The organism is Achromobacter aegrifaciens, assembly GCF_902859965.1.
Lineage (GTDB): Bacteria > Pseudomonadota > Gammaproteobacteria > Burkholderiales > Burkholderiaceae_B > Achromobacter > Achromobacter aegrifaciens.
The window spans coordinates 573,212-591,532 of record NZ_CADIKO010000002.1 but is presented as its reverse complement, the minus strand read 5'-3'; the positions used below and the strand labels follow the sequence as shown (position 1 = coordinate 591,532).

Below are 18,321 nucleotides of genomic sequence, written 5' to 3'. Positions count from 1 at the left end.
GCTCTCGAATTTTTACCACGCGTGGATTCGTTCAAACACCACCACAACATCCTCCAAATTGAGTATGACGCAGCCCGGTTTTTTCCGGAGGAACGTCACCGCAACTGGAGTCCGCTCAGGGCTGCCCCCCAGACGCCTTGGCAACATATGCCGCCAATACCTCGATTTCCTGATCCGACAAGCTCGTATAAGCCGGCATCTGGCCGATGCCATTGCGGATGGCCGTCGCCACGCGCGCCGCATCGGGCTTGATTTCGTCGAGCTTGGGACCGATGGCGCCGCTGGATTGCGCGTCGTTCAGGGTATGGCAGATCGCGCAGGCTGGCGTTGCGCCAACGAACAAGGCGCGGCCAGCCTCCATGTCGGGTTCGGCTGCCGACACGCCGGCATGGAGGCTGGCGATCAGCAATCCGGCGCCTAATGCGCGCTTCCTGGGTAACGCCAGTGCAGCTTCCCTCATGCCTTGGCCACCACCGTCACGGCGTGATCGTGCCAACTGCTATTGATGTAGCCGCCGGAATTCTGCGGACGCTCTTCTTCCTGCACGCGGCCCTCGGTATCTGTGGCCCGGCTGACCAGCACGTGTTCGCCCGCCGCCAATTCCACCGGCAACGCGAACTGGCGCCAGGCATAGCGCCCGAGGTCCGGGCCGACCAGCTCCGCCTTCTGCCAGTTCTTGCCGCCGTCTATCGAGACCTCGACCTGCTTGATGCCGTTGGTGCCGCCAAACGCCACGCCCTGCACCACCACGCGCCCGGCCTTCAGGGTGGACGCAGCCGGATTGGGCGTATTGATCCACGACTTCACGCCCATGGCCCAGACAGAGGGCTGGCTCGGATTCCCTTTCTGGCCAGGTGGCGCGAGGCGATAGCCGGTCTGCTGGATCGCGGCCGGGCTTTCCTTTTCAGTGAAGGCCAGCCGCTTGATGTATTTGACGCTGTTCACGCCCGTGTAGCCCGGGACGATCAGGCGCAAGGGGCCGCCATGAGCCAGCGGGATCGGTTCGCCGTTGAGCTCCCAGGCCAGGAGCGCATCCCGCATCGCTTCCTTGGGCACCGAACGCTCGACCATGACCATGTTCGGATCCAGGCCGTCAGGCAGTTTTTCGCCGCCGGTGCCGGTCATGTACACGGCGGCCGCCTCCAGTCCGCCGCAATGCTCGACCAGGACGCTGACCGGCAAGCCGCTCCAGATCACGCAACCGGCCGCGCCGACCTGCCAAGGCGTGCCGCTGGGTTTGTTGGGGAAATAGCCGCGGCCATTGCCCGAGCACTGCAAGACCATCGCCAGCGTCTGCAGGCCCATGCTCTTCAGCTGCCCCACACTCAGCGACATGGGTTTTGCCACGCCGGCGATTTCAAGGACCCATGCGTCGCGGTCGGCCACGATGGACTCGTCGGGCGGCGGCAGATTGTTGCGCACGTAGAGTTGGCGCAGCGGCGTGACCACCCCGCTGCCGAATGCCTCGCGCCGCGTTTCTATGGTGTTGGCGCTGTGCACGATCATCGCATCGGGCTGCTTCCAGGCCGCGTAGGCCGGCAGCGGCTTGGCGGCGGATGCCGGGGCCGGTGGCGCAGCCGCGGCTGGCGCGGCTTTCTGTTCCGCGGCCAAGGCCGCGCGTCCCAGGCCCGCTGCGGCCAGCGCGCTGGCGCCGCCAGCCAACAGGCGCCGCCGCGCCGCGCTCTCGATCAGGGATGAACGCATTGCAGTCTCCTCGTTGGGGTCCGGAATCGTTGGTGTTCCAGAACCCTGCCGGCCTGCTACGACGTGGCTGTCTACCCCGCACGCACGTGTCCCAGGCCGCCAACAGTTATGACTGCGATGTTGGTTGAGCGATCTTTTCGTGTCAATTAGTTATTTGCAATACCCTGCCCTAGCCCATTTGGATAGGACGAGCCCATGCCAGCCAGCGCGGCCTAGGCCCGCCGGGCCAGGCTGTACACCGACGCCGGCGGCAGGTTCAGCGGCACGAACCCGACCTTGCTGGCCTGCAAGCCGCAAGCCTCCAGCACACTGGCGGATATCGGACAACGCACGCCATAGGTGAATAGCGCCATCGAGCCCTCTGCCGGCAGCGCGTCGAACACGGCGGCCAGCAGTTGCTGGTGATGCGCATGGCTCATGTTGCGCAACGGCAGGCCGCAGATGGCGGCGCCGATGCCATCCATCTCGGGATGGCGCTTGCGGCAGAGTTCCTGCGCCGGCACCTGCAGGACCGCCGCTTGCGGAAACTGCGCCCGCAAGCTGGAACTCATGGCCTGGTCCTGCTCGACCAGCACCAAACTGGACGGATCTACTCCGCGGCGCAGCATTTCGCGCGTGAACACGCCCGTGCCGCAGCCCAGTTCCAGGACTTTGCCCGCGCCGGGCGGTATGCAGGCGGTGATGGCCGCTGCCAGTGCCGGGCCGGACGGCGCCACAGCGCCTATGGCCGCGGGATTGGACAGCAGCGCCCGGACGAACTGCGTACGCTCCTGCAGCCAGCCCAACGGCGAGCGGCTCGCGGACTGGCGCGGGATAACGGTCTTGTAGGATTGCGTGGAATGCATGGGGGCCTCAGTCTCCTGGATCGGGAATGCCGTGCGACCCCAAAACCTTAACTGCGCAAGGCCCGCCGCACCCGCAACCGTCGGTAAGCACCCTTGTCAATTCGGTCTTGAAAGGCACGCCCGCCGCGCCCATGCGCGGCCGCACGCGGAGAGTTTAAGTTGCATAACTCTATCCTGCCCTGCGTTATTGCGCCGTTCGATCAGCGAGGCCACGCTGATCGAACGGCGCTCCGCCGGCAGCCTGGCCTGAATCAGCGCTGTACCGGACGCAGATTCAAGGTACCCGCCTTCTCGCTATCCACCTTGGCGCGGCTGAACGCCATGGGGAAATACTCGCCCGTTGCCCAGTCCTTGAGCAGGTTCTGGTAATACGGGCTGCGCGGGTCGGCGGATTGTCCCGGCACGTTCTGCATGCGCGAGTTGTCCCAGTCGGCCACGTCGATCACCTGGCGGTATGACGCGCCGCTGGTCTGGCGGAAGTCGCTGGCGCGGAAGGTGGCGCGGTGCACGGTGTCGTTGTCGCCGCTGACAGGGTAGCGCGGCGTGCCGTAGGCATTGGCGGTGGCCTCGGGCAACAGGCTGGCCAGGCTGTGCTCGAACTGGATGTGGTGCAGCTTGCCCCACTGCCATTGCGAGGAATCCGGTCCCAGCTTGGCGCGCAGCTTCTGCAAGCCGTCGTTCAGCGCCTGCTGCAGCAGCGCGTCACGGCCCTGCTGCGGCTGCGCACCGAAAGCGCTGTCCGGCGTGGCCAGCTTTTCCAGCGTTTTGGCGGTGGACAGATTGCCGAAGGCGGCCCGGCCGTTGGCAGGCACGTAGAGTTCAGTCACGCGCTTGACGACCTCGGGCAGCCAGAACTCGTACACCGTGGCCGCGCGCGATTCCGTTCCCACTCGGGCGTCCCAGTCCTTCAGCATGCTCAAGGCCTGCGACGTCGCGGGATCGGCCGAATTCAGCGACTTCGCGTAGCCCGTCAGCGTGCGCGCCGGAATGGACAGGTTGTCGTACTGCAGCGCCTGCGAACTCTGGACCGTCTGCCCCTTGCTGTCGGCCAGCACCTCGCGTATGCGCTGCACGCGGTAGGGTTCGGCCCAGGTGCGGGCGGACATGTCCTTGTAGCGGTAGTCGGCCGGCAGGTTGTATTCGTTGGCGGTGGCGACATAGCCCTCGGGAGGGTTGTAGGCGCGGGGCAGCGCGCTGCCCGGCAGGACGCCGCGCCATTCGAACTCGCCATTGCCGGGCACGGGGAGCATGCCGGACCAATCCGCGCGCGGGCGTATCGGCGCGATGCTGCCGCCGAACCAGCCGATGTTGCCGTCCACGTCGGCATACACCATGTTCTCGCTGGGCGTGTAGTGCTTTTCCATGCCGGCGACGAACTCGTTCCAGTTCTGCGCCTGGTTCAGCCGCAGGCTGGCCAGATAGGCCGCGGTTCCGGGAAATTCCAGATAGGCCGCGCGCAAGGCGTAGGCCTTGCGCTTCACCGGATCCACGTAGATCACCGGGCCGTGGCGGGTGAACTTCAGCTGGCGCGTTGCCGCTGCCTGCCCGCGCACGGGGATCGACTCATCCACCTGGCGCATCTTTTCCCAGCGGCCGTTGTAGCGGTATTCGTCCGGCCTGGCTGGATTGGTGTCGTAGACGTACAGGTCTTCCTCGTCGCCAAAGGCGAAGATCGTCAGCCCGAAAGCGATGCGGTCGTTGTGGCCCATGGACACGCCGGGCAGCGCCGGCTCGCCCGCGCCGATCACGTTCCAGCCCGGCGCGTTCAGGTGCACCATGTAGCGCAGCGACGGCATGGTGATGGACCGGTGCGGATCGCCCGCGAGGATGGGCTTGCCGCTGGCCGTATGCTGGCCGGCTATGGTCCAGTTGTTGCTCTCGTAGCGGGTCGCCATGGGGTCGAACGCCGGATCCAGCGACGCCAGCAGATTCGCGGACAATTCCTGCGCAAGTTTTTCGCGCTCGGCGGCCGCGAGCGGGCTGCGCGGGAAGTCGGCGGCGACGAATTTCTGGCCGTTGCGCGCCAGGTTGTAGTCGCCCAGGACCTTGCTGTCGACGTCGCGCACGTCCAGTCCGGCAGGCACCTGCAGCGCCAAGGGCGGCTCGAAGGTGCTGAGTCCCTGCACGGCGTTCAGGCCCAGCGCCGCGACGCGTTGCGCCATCCGCACCTCTTCGTTGAGATTGCGGGTCAGGCCATAGATGCGGATGAGCGAGGTCTCGGGGCTCCAATAGCCGGGCTCGGTGCCGGTCAGCTTGAATTCCGGCGGCATCTGATCGGGATTCGCCTTGACCCAATCGATGTAGGCATTGATGCCCGCCGCGAAGGACGTGAGGATCGCCTTGCCCTGCGGGTGGTAGCTGGCGAATTCGGCCTGCATGTCGCCGCGGTACAGGAACAGGCGAGCCGCGCGGTCCTGCTCGACAAAGCGCGGACCGAACTGTTCGGCCATCTTGCCCTCGCCCTGGCGGCGCCAGAGGTCCAGTTGCCAGAGGCGGTCGCGCGCCGCGTTGAAGCCTTGGGCGAAGAACAGGTCATCCTGGTTCTGCGCGTAGATGTGGGACACGCCGTGGCGGTCGCGCACGATCTCCACTGGCTGGGACAGCCCCTTCATATCGACGGTTTCTTTCTTGCCTCCGGGCGACGCGCAGCCTGCCAGCACTGCAATCAGCCCGCTCGCCAGGAATGCCGCGGCCCTTCGATTGAACGTACGCATTGACTCCTCCTCGGGTTTATTTGTCTTCTATGTGCCTGCCGGCATCGAGGGGGCCATGCCGCCCGACGCGACAGCTAGCCATATGTACAGCGAAATTCCAAAGGCGGCGAACGCTGTTTCATTTGAACAGGCTTGCCAGAATCGGTAACGTCTGCGCCAGGTCCGTGTTGAAGCCCGATGGCAGAGCGGCACGCCTCTTGCGCAAGCATGCTTTCAAGCCTAAATTGATCTGGTCGCCTGGCGCTTGGCCATTGCAAGCGAACTGCGCGCATGGCGTTCTGGTTGTTTTTCTGTCTTTTGTTCCACCAAGGAGCGATATGATGAAAGTGAAACACCTGTTAGGCCCGGCAGCCCTTGCGCTGTCACTGCTGGTCGCCGCGCCGGTGGTAGCGGCGCCTACCGACCCGGCGCCCATCATCACCGGCAAGCAATGGTCGGAGTCCGACGCGAATCTGAAGAAGGCCTACCTGCTGGGCATGGCGAACCTCATCCAGGTGGAGCAGGCCTATCAGCAGCGCCGCGCGCCGGCGGACAACCAGACGCTGATCCCGCGTTTCGCCAAGGGTTTGCAGAGCCATACGCTCGATTCGGTGCGCGAACGGCTGGATAGCTGGTACGCGGCCAATCCGACCCGGATGGACCGCCCCGTGGTCGAAACGCTCTGGTTCGAAATCGTCGCGCCCGCGGCGCCGGCCACGCCGGCCGCTCCCGCCAAGCGCGCCCGCTAGGAGTCAACCATGAAAGTCATCCGATCGATCGCCATAGGCCTCATGATGGGGTCTCTGGTAGCCTGCACCAACATGAGTTCCAAGCAGCAAGGCACCCTGTCGGGCGCGGCCATCGGCGCCGCTGCCGGCGCGGGCATTGCCGCCATCGCGGGCGGCAGTGGCTGGACTGGGGCCGCCATCGGCGCCGCCGCCGGCGGCATTGCCGGCAATATCTACGGCGACAAGCACTAAGCCTCTGCCCTTGCGCAATGGCCAGTCCCGGGCCGCGGCCCGGGACTGCGGCTACAGATTGCCGGTGGATTTGCCGATCCGCCAGTACACGCCTCCTCCCGTCATGCCGCCGTCGACCGGCAGGTCCGCGCCGGTGATGAACGAAGCCTCGGGCCCCAACAGGAACATTACCGCCGCCGCGATCTCGTCGGCATCCGCGCCGCGCGACAGCGGCGTGGCGTCGCGGTTGCCTTCATAGAACAGGCGCGCCCGGCCGGCGTCATGCACGGCATTGGGCTGCATGATCATCGGAGTTTCCACCAGGCCGGGGCATACGGTGTTGACGCGTATGCCCCGCCCCGCCAGTTCCAGCGATGCCGCCCGCGTCAGGCCGCGCAGGGCCCACTTGCTGGCGGTGTAGGCTGCGCTGAAGTAGCCGGTAAGCCCCGCCGTCGACGACGTATTGACGATGGCCGCGCCCTGCGGCATCAGTGCGGCCAGGTTGCGGATGGCGAGGAATGGCCCGTCCAGATTGATGTCCAGCAGGCGCCGCCATTCCGCGTGCGTGGTCTCGGTCACGGTTTTGCGCAGGGTCACGCCGGCGTTGTTGACCAGGCCGTAGAGCGGCACGCCCGCAGCCGAAATCTCGTCGGCCAACGCCAGCCAATCGGATTCGCGGGCCACGTCCGCGACCCGGATGCGCAGCCGTTCGGCATCCGCGCCCGCCGCCGCGCGCAACTCCGCCCAGGTCGCATCGCTTTCGGGCAAGACGTCCAGCGCGTAGACGGTTGCGCCGGCCTGCAACAGGCGCAGCGCCTCGGCCGCGCCCTGCCCTCTGGCCGCGCCCGTCACGACGGCCGCCTTGCCGTTCCACCACGATGCCACGTCCTTGTCGTCGCTCATGTCTTGGACACTCCGCCGTCGACCATCAGCACGTGACCAGTGACATAGCCGGATGCCTGCGAAGCCAGATACAGCGCCGCGTCGGCGATCTCGGACGGCTGGCCCACGCGGCGCGCCGGCAGGCGTTCCACGTATTCGGCAAAGGTGGCGGCGTCGGCGTGCATCCAGCTGCTCATCGGCGTTTCGATGAAGCCGGGCGCAATGGCGTTGACGCGCAGCCCCTTGGGGCTCCACTCCAGCGCCAGGCATTGGGTCAGATGGGCCACGCCGGCCTTGGCAGCCGCATAGTCGGCGCAGTTCGGGCGCGGCTTGACGCCGGCATAGCTGGACAGGTTGATGATGGCGCCGCTGCCTTGCGCGATCATGTGGCGCGCAGCCGCCTGCGCGCCGAAGAACGTGCCTTTCAGGTTGATGTCCATGGTGCGTTGCCATGCGGCTTCGTCCAGGTCCAGGGCGGGCATGCGGGCCATGAAGCCGGCGTTGTTGACCCACACGTCCAGCGCGCCGTACTGGGCAGCCACCGCGTCAGCCAGTGCGCGTACCGCCTGCGCTTGCGTGACGTCCAGTTGGCGGCAATCCGCGTCCACGCCGGACAGCGCCTCAAGGTCCAGGTCGGTGGCGACCACGGTCGCGCCCTGCTGGCGGAACGCCGCCGCCATGGCGCGTCCAATACCGCCCCCGGCCCCCGTGACAACCGCGATTTTCCCTGCCAGATCCGGATAGTTCATTTTGCTCATGTGATGATGAAAAAATTGGAGTTCAGTTGAATGCCGCGCGCTTGGCGGCCTTGTTGACTGCGGTGTTGCCGGCTTCCTCGCCCGGCAGGCGGATGTCGTTCAGGTCCATGCCCGCCGTCTCCTTGATGAGGAAGGCGCCGGCAAACGCCATCAGCCCCAGCGCCCCCACGTAGGCCGTGTAGACCCAATCCAGCCCTTGGGCGCCCAGCCAGGCATTGATGTAGGGCGCGGTGCCGCCAAAGATCGCGACCGACAGCGAAGAGATGAAGCCCACGCCCATGGCGCGCGCGCCGGTCGGCACCTGTTCGGCCACCACGGCGGGGAAGATCGCCGCCAGCAGCGCCCAAACCAGGAGGCCTATCAGCTGCCCCACGAACAGCGTCCAGGGCTGGTCGGTCACGATGTGCGATACCGGGAACACCGCCAGCGCCACGCCCAGGCCGAAGGCCATCACCATCGGCTTGCGGCCGTAGCGGTCCGCCAGCCAGCCGCAGACCGGCAGCCACAACAGGCACACCAACTGCGCGATCAGGCTGGCCGTGTAGGCGCCCGCCGGATCCATGCCCTTGGTCGCGATGGCCGTGGCCGGCGCGAAGGTGACCCAGGTGTAATACGTGGCGTTGGACGCCGCGGCGATCATCACGATGTTGCGGGCGATCTTCAAGGCCTGCCGCGCCGACACCTTCTGCGTGCCGCCCTGCTCCGCGCTGTGTTCGAAGACCTCGCTTTCGCTTGCGCTGCGGCGCAGGAACAGCGCGTAGACACCCAGCAGCGCCCCCACGCCAAAACCCACGCGCCAGCCCCAGGCTTCCATCGCGGGCTTGCCCAGCCAGGACGTCAGCAACGCCGCCAGCGCGGTCGCGGCCATGACGCCGATGGTCACGCTGACGAACACCGAACTCGACCACAGCCCGCGCCGCGCGGGCGGCGCGATTTCGGCAACATAGGTATAGGCCACGCCGGACTCGCCGCCATGCGCCAATCCCTGCATCAGGCGGCAAATGAAGAGCAATACCGAAGCCAGCACCCCGGCCTGCTCATAGGTGGGCAGCAGCGCGATTGCCAGGCTGGTCAGGGCCAGCAGGCACATGGTCAGAACCAGCGTGAACTTGCGGCCGTAGCGGTCGCCGATGCGGCCAAACAGCCAGCCGCCGATCGGCCGCGCCAGGAATCCGCCCGCGAACACGGCCAGCGTGGCCAGCAGCGCCGAACCGCGGTCGGACGGGTCGAACAGGTTCATGGCCAGATAGGCCGAGAACGTGCCGTACAAGGTCCAGTCGAACCATTCCAGGGCATTGCCCACGGCCGCCGCGCGCAGCGAAGCGTGGCGGCGTTGGCGGTCCTGTGTCTCCATCATTATTGTCGTCGTCATTTTTTTATCCGTGCTGGTCTTGGCCGAGGTGCCGCGCGAACCAATTGGCCGCGGCGCTGCTGGTGCGTTCGAAATGTTCCGTGTAGACCGAGTAATGGCCGCCGGGCAGCAGCAGCAACTCCTTGGGCTGATGCGCCGCGTTGAAAGCGTCCTGCTGCAGATCGGCAGGCGTCAGGCCGTCGCCGGTGGCGACGATCATAAGGAGCGGCGTAGGCGCGATGCGGCGCACGTACATGCCGGGCTCATAGGCGCGGGCCAATTCCAGCGACCGCAACGTGACCTCATTGACCCAGCTTGGGCAGCGGCGCGCTTCGCCCGTCATATAGTTGTAGGAGTCCGGGCCCGGATAGGCGACTGGCGCGTCGGGATCGGCATCGACCATGCGCAGCATCGCAGGCGGCTGGCCCGCGTCGCGTGCCTCGCGGTCGGCTTCGAACGCGGCCTGCAGCGCCTGCGCCTTGTCGTAGCGCACGCGCCGTTGGGCCGCGGAGAAACCGCTGGTGGTCGGAACCTGGCTGACCACGCACTTGACGCGGCGGTCGATGGCGGCCACCGTCAGCGCGTGGCCGCCGCTGTAGCTGCTGCCCCAGATGCCGATGCGCTCGCGGTCGACTTCCGGACGTTGGCGCAGATAGGAAATTGCCGAACGGAAATCCTGGATCTGCCGCTGCGGATCGATCTCCTGGCGCGGCATGCCCTCGCTGCGGCCGAGATTGCGGAAGTCGAAGGTCAGCGCGGCCAGGCCCCGGGCCACCACAGCGGCCGCGTACTCTTCCAGGTCGCCGCCGGCGACCATGGACCAGCCGTGCGCGAGCGCGACCGCGCCGACCGGGCCGCTGGCCTGCTCGGGCCGGTAGAAGGTACCGCGCACCAGATCCCCTTCGACCAGGAATTCAATCGGTTCTGCCGATCCTTTTGGGCCTGATCGTTCTGGCATAGATGAACTCATGCCTGTCTCCTTATCGCTCATCAATGAGCTAAGCTTGTGTGAACAGGTCGAATTCTGCCCATCGGGCCTGGCGCGAACAAGCGCTATTATTCACGCCATCAATCGTTAATCCCGATTGATATAAGAATGACTACTACGCGCACGGAAGGTGCCCCGGAGCCATGGATCTACGCCAATTCGATTGTTTTCTGGCCGTTGCGGACAAGCTGCATTTCGGCCGCGCGGCGGAAGCGCTGCACATGAGCCAGTCATCCGTATCGGAAGCGGTCAAGGCGTTGGAAAAGACGCTGGGCGCCCCCTTGTTCGAGCGCAGCAGCCGCCGCGTCGCGCTTACGCCGTTGGGCGAAACCCTGAAGCTGGGCGCGGGACCGGCCGTGGTCATGCTGAAAGCCGCGCTGGACGACTGCAAGCGCCAGGCCGCGGGCAAGCCGCGCCATCTGCGCATCGGCTTCCTGGGCGGCGGTTTCTACGAGCTATACCGCCCGCTGGTCTCGGAATTCAAGGCCGCGCATCCCAACGTGGAGCTGGAGTTCGTGGAACTGACCTACGTCACCCACTACGCGGCGGTGGCCGACGGCTCGGTCGACATTGCGTTCTGCCGTTTGCCGCTGGGCGCGGACGGCCTGTGCCATGGGCCCATCGTGTTGCGGGACCAGCGCATGCTGTGCGTCCCGCTTGATCACCCGTTTGCCGCGGCGACCCTGCTGGACCCTGAGCTGCTGGCCGAGGAACGGCTGGTGCGCATGGTGCCGGGATCGGTCAACCAGGAATGGCAGGACTACCACTTTCCGCGCCACACGCCCAAGGGCAAGCCCATCGGCGACGGCCCGGTGGTGCGCACGATCCGCGAGGGCATCGCGGCCGTGAACACGCGCGAAGGCCTGCTGATGCTGACCAAGCGCGCCGCCAGTTATTACGCGACGCCCGAGATCGCATTCGTCGAGATCGACCTGCCCGCCATGCCCTCTGCCCTGGTCAGGCGGGTGGACGACCACCGGCCCATCCTCCAGGAACTGGAAGCCTTGCTGCTGCGCATCGCCGAGCGGCATGGCGTGGCGGCTTGATCCGGGCCGCGAGGCCCGGGCCTCCGCTTATATCGAAGCGGATCAGCGCTGCGAATCCAGGACTTCGTTGTTCTTCACCACTTCCTGCGCCTTGGAGTAGCTTTCGATCAGCAGTTGGTAGGCCGGGAACACCTTGGTGTAGACCTCGGCCCACTGCATGGCGTCTTCGCGGTTCCAGGTCTTCTGCAGTTCCGAGGCCACGGCGGCAGTGTCCATCGGCACCACGCCGGCCTGCACCACGCGCGCCAGCGTGATTTCCTGGGCCATCTTGGTGTACGTGCCAGAGGCGTCGATCACCGCGAACACCTTGTAGCCGTCGGCGACGGCGCTGATGGCCGGGAACGCCATGCACACGCTGGTGATGGTGCCGGCGATGATGAGCGTCTTGCGCCCGGTGGCCTTCACGGCGGCAACGAATTCGGGGTTGTCCCAGGCGTTGATCTCGCCCTTGCGCGCAATGTATTGCGCATGCGGGGCGTTGGCGTGGATCTCGGGAATCAGCGGACCATTCGGGCCTTGCGGCACGGAAGCCGTGGTGATGACGGGCATCTTGGCCAGCGTGGCCATCGACGCCAAGGCGCCAGCGCGGGCACGCAGCTCCGGCATGGGCATATCGCCCACGGTCTGGAACAGGCCGCTCTGATGATCGATCAGCAGCATGACGGCGTCGTCGGCGTCGATAACAGGACGTTGGCCGTTGAAGTTGGCGGGTGCGGACATGGTGTACTCCTAATTTGAAAGGTCGACGGCTTGTGGCCGAATCAGAAGCCTTATGGCTGCACAAATATTAAAAATAGAACAAAATTGTCGGAAGACCGATTTTTTGCTTTCAGCGTTCTATTTTTTGAACCAAAGGGATGCCCATGCAGGATCTCAACGACCTTTTCTATTTCGTGCAGACCGTCGAGCACCAGGGCTTTGCCCCCGCGGGACGTGCGCTGGGCATGCCCAAGTCCCGCCTCAGCCGCAGGCTGGCCCTGCTGGAAGAGCGCCTCGGCGTGCGCCTCATCCAGCGCTCGACCCGGCATTTCATGGTCACGGACATAGGCCAGACCTACTACGAGCGCTGCAAGGCCATGCTGGCCGAAGCGGAAGCCGCGCAGGAAGTGATCGACGCGGCCCAGGTCGAGCCGCGCGGCGTGGTCAAGCTGACCTGCCCGATCGCCCTGCTGCATACCCATGTGGGCGGCATGCTCGCCGACTTCATGATCAAGTACCCGCGCGTGGTCATACAGTTGGAGGCCACCAACCGCCGGGTCGACGTGCTGGGTGAAGCCGTGGACGTGGCGATCCGCGTGCGCCCGCCTCCGCTGGAAGACAGCGAACTGGTCATGCGCGTGCTGTCGGACCGCGGCCAGAGCCTGGTCGCCAGCCCGGGCCTGACGGCCCAATGCGGCCAGCCCGCAACCCCGGACGACCTGGGCGCCTGGCCCAGCCTGGCGCTGGGCTCGCCCAACCAGGCCTATCGCCTGGAGCTGTACAAGCAGGACGGCCAGCAGGCCACCGTCTCGCTTGCCCCCAGGATGATCACCACCGACATGATCGCCTTGCGCAACGCGGCGGTGGCCGGCGTGGGCGTCGTGCAACTGCCCACCATGATGGTGCGCGAACAGCTGCAGGCGGGACAGCTGGTCCGGCTGCTGCCTGACTGGGCCCCGCGCCGCGAGTTGATACACGCGGTGTTCCCGTCGCGGCGCGGCCTGCTGTCGTCGGTCAGGGCCTTGGTGGATTATCTGGCGGAGCGCTTCGGGAAGTTGCAGGAAGACTAGCCCAGCGTTCCGTTTTCAGGACAGCCAGGGCTAAAAATGGCGACTACCGACGCCATTGTCCTTAATCTATCTTGCCGCCTGGTCACTTCTACCGCTGTCGACGCTTGCATGCGTCGGCTGCAGCCCAGGCAACTTGAACTTCCACAGACTCGCAATCCTCCCGCTGGCCGCGCTGGCAATCGGCGCCGCGCAGGCCGCCGGGTCCGCGCTGCCGCCCATCGATCCCTGGCGTTATACCGAGGACTACAGCTACCTGGACGACCCGGCCAAGCGCACGGGCGCCTGGGGCGAAGCCGGCAAGTGGATCCGGCTGGGCGATTCCTCCGCGCTGACCCTGGGCGCCGAGCTGCGCGCCCGCTATGAGCGCTACCGCAACAACGAATTCGGCGACGCGGCCGTACCCGACGAGGGTTACCAGCTGTACCGTTTCCTGCCCTATGCCGACCTGCGGCTGGGCCGGCAGGTGCGCGCCTTCGGCCAGTTGAACCTGACCCATGCCGAACGCGACACCGGCTCTATCGGACCGCCCGACGACACCGGCAGCGACGTGCTGCAGGCTTTCGTCGACGTCTCCCTTGCCGGCGCTGCGGGCACCTGGACCGCGCGCGCGGGCCGCCAGGTCATGGCCTATGGCAGCGAACGGCTGATCTCGGCGCGCTACGGTCCCAACGTGCTGCGCTCGTTCGACGGCGGCGCGCTCAGTTGGCAGAGCCAGGAACTGCGCGTGGACGGTTTCCTGGTGCGCCCGGTGCGCAACGATCCGGACGATTTCAGCGACCGCGCCGACTCCCAGCGCCGGCTCGGCGGCCTCTACGGCACCTGGTCCGCGCCCGGCGGCCTGGGCGACACCGGCCTGGATGCCTACCTGCTGTCGCTGTCCAGCGACTCGGCCACCTACAACCAGGGCAGCGGCCCCGAAACCCGCAACGCGCTGGGCGCGCGCTACTTCGGCCAGCACGCCTCCTGGCGCTGGGACCTGGAAGCGGTCTACCAATACGGCAGCTTCGCCGGCGCGCCGGCGCGGGCCTGGTCGCTCGCCAGCGACGTGAGCTACACCTTCCGCGGCGCGCCGCTGCAGCCACGCCTGGGGCTGAAGGCCAACATCATCAGCGGCGACCGCAATCCCGACGATCCCAAGCTCCAGACCTTCGCCGTCTTCTTTCCCAAGGGCAAGTACTTCGGCGAAGCGGGCCTGATCGGCCCTTCCAACCTCATCAATCTGCATCCCTCGCTCACGCTGGACCTGGGTTCCGGCTGGACGCTGGGAACCGCGGCGGTCTTCTACTGGCGCCAGAGCCTGCAGGACGGCGTGTACGGCGTGGCCGGCAATCTGCTGCGCCCGGCCGGCGCCAGCCGCGCGCGCTACATCGGCACGCAGGCCGACGTGGTGCTGGGCTGGGAAGTGTCGCGCCACCTGAGTTTCGAAGCCGCCTACTCGGTGTTCCGGCCCGGAAGCTTCATCCGCGATACGGGGCGCGCCGAAACCGTCCATTTTTTTGGCCTGGAAGCGCTATGGCGCTACTGACCCCCCTCGATGACCGGAGACTACACATGAGAAGAACCACGGCGCTCGTCCTCGCATTGGCAGCCGCGCTGCCCTGCGCCGCCCACAGCCGCGACGCCGACCTGGTGCTGCGCAACGGCCAGATCATCACCATGGATCCCGCCGCGCCGCGCGCCACTGCACTCGCGATCCAGGGCGAACGCATCGTGGCGGTGGGTGGGGACGGCGATGTCGAGCAACACGTCGGACCGGCCACGCGCCAGTTGGACCTGCAGGGCCGCACGGTGATACCCGGCCTCATCGACACGCACATCCACGCCATCCGCGGCGGCCAGACCTATGCGTTCGAAACCTACTGGTACGACGCGCCCAGCCTGGCAGACGCGCTCGGCCGGCTGACCCGCGACGCCGCGCAACGCCCGCGCGACCATTGGGTCGCGGTGGTCGGATCCTGGCATCCGCGGCAATTCCGCGAGCGCCGTGCGCCCACGCGCGCCGATCTGGACCAGGCGGTCCCCGCGCATCCCGCCTATGTCCAATACCTGTACGACTACGCCCTGCTCAACAGCCGCGGCATCGAAGCCCTGGGCCTGGACGGCCCGCAGCCGCCGGAACTGCACGGCATCACGGTCGAGCGCGACGCGCAGGGCCGCGCCACCGGCAGGCTGCTGGGCGGCATCGGCCCATTCAACGCGCTGTTCGCCCGCCTGAGCCATACCGCCGACCGCCCCGCCGGGCTGCAAGCCTTTCTGCGCGCCATGAACGCGCGCGGGCTGACGGGCTTCATCGATCCGTCGGCCGGCGGCGCTGAAGCCTACGAGCCGCTCTACGCGCTGCGCGACCGTGGCGAACTCACCGTGCGCGCGGGTTACCGGATCTCGGCCATGCGCGCGGGCGGCGAGGCGCAATGGTTCCGCGACATCATGGCCTTCCGCCCGCCGCGCCACGACGACGGCAAACTCGCGTTCCTGGGATTGGGTGAAAACCTGGTATCCGCCATGAACGACGGCGTGCGCATGGGCCCGGGATTCAACCCGCCGGCCGAAGCGCGCCAGGAACTCGCCCGCATCGCCCGCTACGCGGCCGAACGCCGCATCCCGCTGGAGATCCACGCCTACACCGACGATGCCGCCAGCGCCATCCTCGACGTGTTCGAGGAAGTCGGCCGCGACCACGACCTGCGCCCGCTGCGCTGGTCCATCGCCCACCTGAACACCGGCTCGCGCCGCACGCTGGAACGCATGGCGCGTTTGGGGCTGGCCTATACGGTGCAGATGGGTCCGTACTTCGAGGGCGAAGCGATACGCGAGGCCAATCCCAAGGGGGCGGAGCAGGATTCGCCGCCGGTGCGCACGGCGCTGGACCTGGGTCTGCCGGTCGCGGGCGGCACCGATTCGACCCGCATCGGCGTGGCTGGCGTCTGGCAGGCCGTGGAGTACCACGTGCAGGGACGCGCCATCGGCGCCACCGTGCTGCGCGAGCCCGGCGCCTTGCTCACGCGGGAGGAAGCGCTGGCGCTCTACACGCGCCAGGCAGCCTGGCTGGCATTCGACGAAGACGACCGCGGGCAACTGAACGCCGGCAAGCTGGCCGACCTGGCGGTGCTGGACCAGCCCTACCTGACGATGCCGGCGGACCAGATCCACGCCATCAATTCGGTGCTCACGCTGCTGGGCGGCAAGCCGGTGCATGATGCCGGGGTGTTGCCGGCGGCGCCTGCCAAGGCGGTCCAATAAAAAATTGCGGCCCCGCACTGGGCGGGGCCGCAGCGCATCACGCTCAGAACGAGTGGCTGATCCCGACCTGGAAGCCCTTCGAGTTCGCGCCCGGCACGCCTTCCGGCGCGACGTCCCCGGTCACGAAGGCGGCATTGCCCTCGTTCTTGATGAAGGACGCCGCCGTGTACAGCACCGTGCGCTTGCTGAGCGCGTAGGTGTAGCCCAGCGCAAACTGCTGGGCGTCGTCGCCTTCGTACTGTCCGCTCTGGGTGGAACGGGAGTACGACAGCTTCACGTGGCCGCCACCCACAGGCACCGACGCGCCCGCCAGGGCCACGTGCTGCTTGTCCGACCCGATCTTCTGCTGCAGGTAGTTGGCAAACAGCTTCACCACGCGGAAGTCATAGCTGGCGCCCAGGGTCGCGGTTTCGTAGTGCTCGCCGCTGCCCATCGACGTCCTGCCGTATGCGGCGGCGACATTGAGCGGACCGGACTGGTAGCCCAGCCGACCGCCGGCATAGTCGGCGCCGCGCAGGTCTTCTTCGCGCGCATAGTTCAGGTGTCCGTATATCCCGCCGAGTTTCTTCGGCAGGAAGTACGCCACCATGTTGCTGGCGCGCGAGAGCGTGGTGGCGCCCTCCATCCCCAAGGGCCAGCCCTTGATGATGTTGCTGCTGCCGCCCACGCCCACGGTGCCGAAGGGCGAGAACGAGGACACGTTCCAGAACGCCGCGGTGTAGTCCCGCCCCAGCCGCAGTTCGCCGTAGCGCTCGTTGCTCAAGCTGATGGTCGAACGCCGTGTCCAGTTCAGGCCTTGCGGCCCGCCACTATTCGGCAGGATGGGCGCCTCCAGCCAGAACCCCACCGAGTTGCCGTTGCCCAGATTCTCGGTGCCGCGCATGCCGATGCGGCTGGGCAGCATGTAGCCGCCCTGGTCCATGCCGATCTTGGAAGTGCTGCCCGCGGTGGCGCTGGTCACGTTCAGGTCGATGTGGCCGAACAGGGTCAGCGACGACGATTGCGCAAACGCCGGTCCCGCCAGCGCACAGGCTCCCAACAGCCCGATTCTTCTGATTATTGACATATTCCCCCCAGTTTCCCCGACTCAATTGCCGACGCGTATGCCGGCGCCGCGGATCAGGCTGCCGGTGCTTTCCATTTCGCGGCCGATCAGCTCGGCGAATTGCTGCTGCGGCATGGGCGCGGGCTCGGCCCCCAGGTTGTCGAAGCGCTCGCGCGTGGCGTCCGAGCGCAGCGCCTGTTCGGTGCCGGCATGCAGCTTGGCCAGGACCGCCGGCGGCGTCGCTGCCGGCACGAACATGGCCACCCAGAACTGCTGGTCCACGTCGCGGTAGCCAGCCTCTGCTGTCGTGGGCACGTCCGGCAACGCGGGCGAGCGGTGGTCGGCGCTGATCGCCAGCGCGGTCAGCTTGCCAGCCTTGACCATGGGCAGCGCCAGCGGCAATGGCAGGAAGAACCAGTCGACCCGGCCGGCGATCACGTCGTTGACCGCCTCCGGCGTGCCGCGGTACGGCACGTGGATAGCCTGGATGCCAGTCGCGGCCCTGAACTTTTCGCCCGCGATGTGCGCGCCGCTGCCGCTGCCGGACGAGCCGTAGGTATATTGGTCGGGTTCGGCGCGGGCGCGCTCCACCAGGTCCTTCAGCGACTTGAAGTTGCGCGCGTTCGACGCCACGATCACGTTCGGCATCGAGGCCAGCATGGTCACGGGCGTGAAGTCCTTGAGGGTGTCGTATTTGAGGTTGGCGTAGAGCGACTGGTTGGCCACGTGGGCGGCGGAGTGCACCAGCACCGTGTAGCCATCGGCCGCGGCGCCCGCCACCATGGTGGCGCCCAGCACGCCGCCTGCGCCCGGCCGGTTCTCCACCACCACCGGCTGGCCGAGTTTCTTCTCCAGCTGTTCCGCCACCGTCCTGCCGATGACATCGGTGGTCGACCCCGCCGTGAACGGCACTACCATCCTGATGGGGCGCGCCGGATAGTCCGGCTGGGCCTGCAGCGTGGCGCTAAGCCCCACGACGCCGGCCAGGGCCGTCGCGTATTGAAGAAAATGTCTGCGGTGCAGTGTCATGGTTTGTCTCCT

Annotated in this window: 17 protein-coding genes; 6 read left to right on the top strand and 11 right to left on the bottom strand. The window is 66.8% G+C overall.

The genetic code is table 11. From position 1 onward, the window contains the following. Nucleotides 1-115: 115 nt before the first annotated feature. From sorU to HV793_RS13935, 4 genes are all read right to left on the bottom strand, one after another. Nucleotides 116-460, bottom strand: a complete 345-nt coding sequence (sorU, locus tag HV793_RS13950; protein ID WP_175213369.1) for a SorU family sulfite dehydrogenase c-type cytochrome subunit — start codon at nt 458-460, stop codon at nt 116-118. Beyond that, a complete protein-coding gene (gene sorT / locus HV793_RS13945; protein WP_175213368.1) occupies nt 457-1,704 on the bottom strand; it encodes a SorT family sulfite dehydrogenase catalytic subunit in 1,248 nt (415 codons plus the stop codon). The genes sorU and sorT overlap by 4 nt, the downstream gene beginning before the upstream one ends. Nucleotides 1,705-1,916: 212 nt before the next feature. Next, a complete protein-coding gene (locus HV793_RS13940) occupies nt 1,917-2,549 on the bottom strand; it encodes a class I SAM-dependent methyltransferase (protein ID WP_175162756.1) in 633 nt (210 codons plus the stop codon). A 251-nt stretch (nt 2,550-2,800) separates the two neighbouring features. Continuing rightward, nucleotides 2,801-5,263 carry a penicillin acylase family protein gene (locus tag HV793_RS13935; RefSeq protein ID WP_175213367.1) on the bottom strand — a complete coding sequence of 821 codons (2,463 nt, stop codon included), beginning with the start codon at nt 5,261-5,263 and terminating at the stop codon, nt 2,801-2,803. Between the two features lie 320 nt (nt 5,264-5,583). Between HV793_RS13935 and HV793_RS13930 the strand changes: the two genes are divergently transcribed. Beyond that, complete coding sequence (locus HV793_RS13930) at nt 5,584-5,991, top strand: hypothetical protein (RefSeq protein WP_082401051.1); 408 nt, start codon at nt 5,584-5,586, stop codon at nt 5,989-5,991. A gap of 9 nt (nt 5,992-6,000) precedes the next feature. Then, nucleotides 6,001-6,222, top strand: a complete 222-nt coding sequence (locus HV793_RS13925; RefSeq protein ID WP_013393765.1) for a YMGG-like glycine zipper-containing protein — start codon at nt 6,001-6,003, stop codon at nt 6,220-6,222. Nucleotides 6,223-6,273: 51 nt separating this feature from the next. On the opposite strand, the gene HV793_RS13920 is transcribed toward HV793_RS13925, so the two are convergent. From HV793_RS13920 to HV793_RS13905, 4 genes are read right to left on the bottom strand one after another with little or no spacing between them, the layout of a single operon-like run. Beyond that, entirely contained in the window at nt 6,274-7,104 is an 831-nt protein-coding gene (locus HV793_RS13920) for an SDR family NAD(P)-dependent oxidoreductase (RefSeq protein ID WP_225591363.1), read from the bottom strand. Further along, complete coding sequence (locus tag HV793_RS13915) at nt 7,101-7,841, bottom strand: SDR family NAD(P)-dependent oxidoreductase (protein ID WP_225588726.1); 741 nt, start codon at nt 7,839-7,841, stop codon at nt 7,101-7,103. Before HV793_RS13915 ends, HV793_RS13920 begins: the two co-directional genes overlap by 4 nt. A 22-nt stretch (nt 7,842-7,863) precedes the next feature. Then, nucleotides 7,864-9,195: an MFS transporter gene (locus tag HV793_RS13910; RefSeq protein ID WP_054454873.1), complete on the bottom strand. Its 1,332-nt coding sequence runs from the start codon at nt 9,193-9,195 to the stop codon at nt 7,864-7,866. A 22-nt stretch (nt 9,196-9,217) separates the two neighbouring features. After that, nucleotides 9,218-10,150, bottom strand: coding sequence for an alpha/beta hydrolase (locus tag HV793_RS13905; protein ID WP_370539811.1), 933 nt, complete (start codon nt 10,148-10,150; stop codon nt 9,218-9,220). A 173-nt stretch (nt 10,151-10,323) separates the two neighbouring features. Between HV793_RS13905 and HV793_RS13900 the strand changes: the two genes are divergently transcribed. Further along, nucleotides 10,324-11,226, top strand: coding sequence for a LysR family transcriptional regulator (locus tag HV793_RS13900; RefSeq protein WP_054454448.1), 903 nt, complete (start codon nt 10,324-10,326; stop codon nt 11,224-11,226). Nucleotides 11,227-11,268: 42 nt separating this feature from the next. Here the strand turns inward: HV793_RS13900 and HV793_RS13895 are convergent, their stop codons facing one another. After that, nucleotides 11,269-11,946, bottom strand: coding sequence for a hydrolase (locus HV793_RS13895; RefSeq protein WP_054454449.1), 678 nt, complete (start codon nt 11,944-11,946; stop codon nt 11,269-11,271). Between the two features lie 143 nt (nt 11,947-12,089). On the opposite strand from HV793_RS13895, the gene HV793_RS13890 reads away from it, so the two are divergent. From HV793_RS13890 to HV793_RS13880, 3 genes are all read left to right on the top strand, one after another. Beyond that, nucleotides 12,090-12,995 (top strand): LysR family transcriptional regulator, encoded by a 906-nt coding sequence (locus tag HV793_RS13890; protein ID WP_054454875.1) that lies wholly within the window; start codon nt 12,090-12,092, stop codon nt 12,993-12,995. Between the two features lie 133 nt (nt 12,996-13,128). Next, a complete protein-coding gene (locus HV793_RS13885) occupies nt 13,129-14,520 on the top strand; it encodes an alginate export family protein (RefSeq protein WP_175213366.1) in 1,392 nt (463 codons plus the stop codon). Between the two features lie 26 nt (nt 14,521-14,546). Next, on the top strand, nt 14,547-16,235 hold the full coding sequence (locus HV793_RS13880) for an amidohydrolase (RefSeq protein ID WP_175213365.1): 1,689 nt from the start codon (nt 14,547-14,549) through the stop codon (nt 16,233-16,235). Nucleotides 16,236-16,278: 43 nt separating this feature from the next. On the opposite strand, the gene HV793_RS13875 is transcribed toward HV793_RS13880, so the two are convergent. Further along, nucleotides 16,279-17,301, bottom strand: a complete 1,023-nt coding sequence (locus HV793_RS13875; protein WP_175213364.1) for a porin — start codon at nt 17,299-17,301, stop codon at nt 16,279-16,281. A 21-nt stretch (nt 17,302-17,322) separates the two neighbouring features. Continuing rightward, entirely contained in the window at nt 17,323-18,309 is a 987-nt protein-coding gene (locus HV793_RS13870) for a Bug family tripartite tricarboxylate transporter substrate binding protein (protein ID WP_175213363.1), read from the bottom strand. Nucleotides 18,310-18,321: the final 12 nt, after the last annotated feature.